This window comes from Bacillus salipaludis, assembly GCF_004358205.1.
Map to the genome: position 1 here is coordinate 1 of NZ_SMYO01000068.1, position 4,488 is coordinate 4,488.

Genomic DNA, 4,488 nt, shown 5'->3' on the forward strand with positions numbered 1-4,488 from the left:
TTACCCCTCATCGCTTACAAAAGATGCAAAATGCCTGGAATGCATCCTCTTGATAAACATTGTAACATTTGGTAAGCCGTATGCCTTAATAGGGCACGTACGGTTTGATAAGGGGGAAGCCTCGAGAGAGGTTTCCCTACTTTCTTGTTGTTCAACTACCATGAAAATAAGTTTCTTCAAGAATAGAAAAGTGACAATACTTAAGAAGACCTTGCTCAATCGTTAAAAAAAAGAGGAGAGTGTTAAATTAGCAAGCCTATAGATTGGATTGACTGGATTAAGGTCAGTATCAGTATTGGCACTTCCTATCCATTTTCATTCTTTGTGGTGCAGCCCTGCTGCATGGGTGGCTAAAGGGGCAGTTTAGTTGAAGAAGAATCTGGAAATTTTTTAAAATTAATACCTTGTATTATATAGTATTGTAATTTACAATTAATGATAGGAGGTGGACAAAATTGGAAGTAAATAAAGAGGTTTTAAAAGGTCATATTGATACGTTAATTCTCTCGTTATTGAACAACAGGGAAATGTATGGATATGAGTTAGCGAAATATGTTCGAGAAAAAAGCAATAATCAGTTTGAATTAAAAGAAGGTACGCTTTATTTGTCTTTAAAGCGATTGGAAAAAAATGAGTGGATTTCTTCTTACTGGGGTGATGAACAAGGACCAGGAGGAAGAAGAAAATATTATAAACTCACGTCTTTAGGAAAAGAAGGGTTAGAAGAAAAGCGTCTGGAGTGGAGATTTGTTAAAAACATTATTGATTCGTTTTTGGAAGGGGGAGAAAAGTATGAAACAAATTGAAGCATTTGTAGATTCGGTTTATCAAGGTGTTGGTGGTAACGAAAAAGAAATTCAAGAATTAAAAGAGGAAATGAATGGTCATCTGTTGGAAGCTGTTCATGATTTGAAATCAGAAGGGAAAACGGAGCAAGAAGCCATTGAACTTGCTATTGAGCGATTCGGTGGAGAACAAGAAATGAGATCCATCGTTAGTCAATTGTTTAAAGCACAAAAGGTATTTGCAAAATGGGTACTTTATTTAGCCATCGCATTCCTTGTTATTTCTTCGACTGTATTTGGGGTTATGTGGGTAGCGGGAGAACAAAATTCTCACGAAAACTCTATTGTCGCAACAAAAATATTCAATCTGTTACATAATAAAGATAACGTTTCTGAAGATATGAAAAAGGAAATAGAGACATTGGTAAAAGGTACAGACCAAATTTCAAAAGTCCAAATTTATAATGTGCAAGATGTTAAGTTAGAGGCAAAAAGTTACAATTCTATATTTGAATATGTAGAAAATGCAAAACCAAATTACCAGTTTGAAAGAAAAATATGGGCTCCTGATTGGGCTTTTGACCTTTATCCATATGGAAATGGAGATTCAGAATGGTATGTTAATATGGAAGTAAGATATATTGACACTATTATGACTTTAGTTTTATTTGTAGGTGTCGCGGTTTATGCAGCATTATTTACGATTTGGGCAACAATTAATGCTTATCATCAAAGACGATTAAATGTTGGTTGGGTTCTTGTTTTTGCTTTCCTAAATGTGATCGGTTACTTGGTTTATATTGTAATCGGAAAAAGGGTTCAATCTAAAACAATTCTTTGATTTCTTCTTGAACTCCCATGAAAATAAAAACTGAAAAAGGGCATGAAAAAATAGACCTAGAAAAACCAGTTTTTAAAAAAAGGCTGAGCCTCTTGAAGGATCGTATATAAGATTGGCTGGTAAATCGACTTGTGAAACCTTTCTACTTAAAATGAAATCAGTTAAAGCTGGCGCAACAACCAGAAAAAGGATTAATCTCCCATGAGTGCTACCCCTAATGGGTGTGACAGTCGGTGGTACACCGTGGTCGTTGGAGTCAGACTAACGGATGGGCTCAAAAGGCACCATAGTTCAAAGACCTTCTTCGCCAGCATTAAAACAGTATAGACGGTCTTAGCCATTTTCATTCTCTTTGGTGCAGCGCTGATTTTGCGCTGCATGGATGGCTAACGGGGCAGATTAGTTGAACATTAAATTAGTTATTATTGTCTCATTTCAACAAGAGAAATAGCTTGGTTTGGAGATGCGGTTGGTTGTTGTGGATAATATTAATTGAAGATGCAAACTCTAACTTCAAAAATATGGGAGTGAGCATCTTGAAGAAAATAACGGTTTTCTTTACTATTTTTTTAATGTTTGCCACAGATAACTTAGCTCATGCTAAACCACCAGAACCAAAGGAAATTAAACCGTATGCAGAGGACTGGTATGTTACACCAGAAGATATTATTCGGGATATTATATTTCCAGCTATTGATAAAAGGGTAATAAAAGAGTATGGAGGAAAAGAAGAATCTAGTTTTGGTTGGGAACAACAGAGGATTTTGGGTATTGTTTATAACAACAATCATTCTTATGATATTTCCTTAAGAATTAAAGTTCCTGACAACAGTGCTATGCCCCCTGATGCGACATATGACAAGGTTAAAGTAAGAGTATCTCCATCTTGTGATAGTCCTAAAATTGGATGTAGTCATGGCTTTAAGGTTGAAGTTTTAGAATACGAGCATAAGTAACAGGAAGAGGTGTTGCCTTTAATTGGTAGCACCTTATTTGAATCGAGCTTGTTCACTAACGGGTGCAAGAGTTGAAGATCAAGCTGCCATTTTGGTGGCTTTTCTTATTGTGCTAACGGGGCAGGTTAATGGAAGAGGGATTTAAAACACAATCATATTTAGATTTCAGTTTTTGAAAGTAATTGAGTTCGGACTTGAAAGGCTTTTTGTATGCTCCTAGAATATCAATAATATTCTGGATTGTTTGGCGGTAAAAAGAAAAGAGGCGAACATATTCCTTCGAAACTTTATGAGGATATATATGGATATACATAAAGGTACACTCTAACTGAGTGCACCACTTGTTTTATGAATTGTATATTTCTCTGTTTAAATTCACAATATCCTTATGTGAAAATTCAACTTCTTTTTTTTCTGCAAGGAGCTCTCCGAACCTTTCCATCACCTTATTCCGTAGTAATGGTGCTTTTTCTTTATTTGCCTTTTTCAACGCTATCATTAGTTCATCTTTTGTTAGCTCTGTGCAGTAAGCAGGAGTTCCTGGCTGCTGTCTCCAAGAGTCACTTAAAGAACCACTATCTACTGCGTCGAAGCCTATCTCGTTTACTACGTCCATGACTAATTGTTTTTTTGATAGTTCATTACCAGCAATCGCTATGGCAATTCGTCCACTAGTACCTTCGGAGGTTCCTTCATTTTCTAAAGTATAGGCTAATAAATTGTTGAAAGCTTTAATGATAGGTCTACCTAATTGATTTGAAACCCAAACACTTTCAACCATCCCGTTCTCAATTTCTTCAATTTTATCGTCTCTATACGGATAATAATTTGAAGTATCTACAATGATTACTTCCTCCCCGACTTGATTGATAATGTTCCGAATGCTTGGCAGTGCTTTTATAGGGAGAGATATTATAAGAACTTCAATATTTTTAATTGCATCTTCTACATGCACGGGTGTTCCAGCAAGCTCTTTTCCTTCTAAACGTTCAATTCCTCTTGCATCCGCAATTTTGACATCATGTCCATTCTTAACCAATTTTTTAGAAATAATTGACCCAATTGGTCCTGCACCTATTATTCCAAATCTCATTATTATTCCTCCTAAAGAATTTATATATCAAAGAATTATTCTGCTATTGAGTATTTCTGTTACATATACTAGAATAAAATCATTTCTCATATTTTTGAAGTAGGCAATAAAAATTGACGTAGTACATTTTTTTGTACTTAACAGTAGAAAGCAGGTGTAAGAGTGTCTAGAATATGTAAGGATGGATTTGACAAAGAGTGTATAAAGGAACAAAGAGAAGTATATGGCATTGCCTATACCCAAAACATACTCTCTGGACGTTGGAAATATCTCATTCTTTGGTTTTTAAAGTCTAAAGAGCGTCGTTATAGTGAAATCAAAGCTTTTTTATGGGATATTTCACAAGGTTCTCTTACAAAGCAACTTCGAGAACTAGAAGACGATGGCTTAATTAATCGCAAAGTTTATCCAGAAGTTCCTCCTCGTGTAGAGTATTCATTAACCTCAAAAGGGAAAGAATTCATTCCTATTATTGATTTGATGGAAAAGGTCGGCAAGAAGTTTGGGGAGCAAGTAGACTAACCAAAGCGAACACATCTTTCGTTTTCCCAAAAATCCAAAAATTAAATGGTGAATAAAGTGAAAGTTGTGGGAGGAGAAATCGTTTTAACGGCAGCTTTTTCTTTTACGATAAAAGTTTGTGAAGAAATGTACTTAAAGTAACGGGTGCGTTAATCCAAGAAGGATTAACGCTTTTTTTATTAGGACTTATTAAGCTAAAGGGCTGATTAGTGGAAGGTTTGGTCAATTTAATATAAAAAATCACCGGTTGGAATACTTACCAAAAATAAACATTAACTTAATACTTAAAAT

At 35.2% G+C, this 4,488-nt stretch carries 7 protein-coding genes; 5 read left to right on the forward strand and 2 right to left on the reverse strand.

Translation table 11 applies throughout. From position 1 onward, the window contains the following. Nucleotides 1–455: 455 nt before the first annotated feature. Entirely contained in the window at nt 456–806 is a 351-nt protein-coding gene (locus tag E2K98_RS30180) for a PadR family transcriptional regulator (protein WP_133340655.1), read from the forward strand. Continuing rightward, on the forward strand, nt 793–1,626 hold the full coding sequence (locus E2K98_RS30185) for a permease prefix domain 1-containing protein (protein WP_133340657.1): 834 nt from the start codon (nt 793–795) through the stop codon (nt 1,624–1,626). Before E2K98_RS30180 ends, E2K98_RS30185 begins: the two co-directional genes overlap by 14 nt. 191 nt (nt 1,627–1,817) lie before the next feature. Here E2K98_RS30185 and E2K98_RS31395 read toward each other — a convergent pair whose 3' ends face one another. Then, nucleotides 1,818–1,967 (reverse strand): hypothetical protein, encoded by a 150-nt coding sequence (locus tag E2K98_RS31395; protein ID WP_165976442.1) that lies wholly within the window; start codon nt 1,965–1,967, stop codon nt 1,818–1,820. Nucleotides 1,968–2,153: 186 nt separating this feature from the next. Between E2K98_RS31395 and E2K98_RS30190 the strand changes: the two genes are divergently transcribed. Both E2K98_RS30190 and E2K98_RS32180 read left to right on the forward strand, forming a co-directional pair. Continuing rightward, nucleotides 2,154–2,582, forward strand: a complete 429-nt coding sequence (locus E2K98_RS30190) for a hypothetical protein (protein WP_372512752.1) — start codon at nt 2,154–2,156, stop codon at nt 2,580–2,582. Between the two features lie 22 nt (nt 2,583–2,604). Beyond that, complete coding sequence (locus E2K98_RS32180; protein ID WP_268884154.1) at nt 2,605–2,727, forward strand: hypothetical protein; 123 nt, start codon at nt 2,605–2,607, stop codon at nt 2,725–2,727. Between the two features lie 201 nt (nt 2,728–2,928). On the opposite strand, the gene E2K98_RS30195 is transcribed toward E2K98_RS32180, so the two are convergent. Next, complete coding sequence (locus E2K98_RS30195; RefSeq protein ID WP_133340659.1) at nt 2,929–3,675, reverse strand: NADPH-dependent F420 reductase; 747 nt, start codon at nt 3,673–3,675, stop codon at nt 2,929–2,931. Nucleotides 3,676–3,837: 162 nt separating this feature from the next. Here E2K98_RS30195 and E2K98_RS30200 point away from each other — a divergent pair, with 162 nt between their 5' ends. After that, nucleotides 3,838–4,197: a winged helix-turn-helix transcriptional regulator gene (locus E2K98_RS30200; RefSeq protein ID WP_133340661.1), complete on the forward strand. Its 360-nt coding sequence runs from the start codon at nt 3,838–3,840 to the stop codon at nt 4,195–4,197. Nucleotides 4,198–4,488 lie beyond the last annotated feature (291 nt).

Coding starts and splice junctions, on each gene's coding strand:
- E2K98_RS30195 (WP_133340659.1), bottom strand. CDS start 3,675: ATGAGATTTGGAATAATAGGTGCAGGACCAATTGGGTCAATTATTTCT.
- E2K98_RS31395 (WP_165976442.1), bottom strand. CDS start 1,967: ATGGCTAAGACCGTCTATACTGTTTTAATGCTGGCGAAGAAGGTCTTT.
- E2K98_RS30185 (WP_133340657.1), top strand. CDS start 793: ATGAAACAAATTGAAGCATTTGTAGATTCGGTTTATCAAGGTGTTGGT.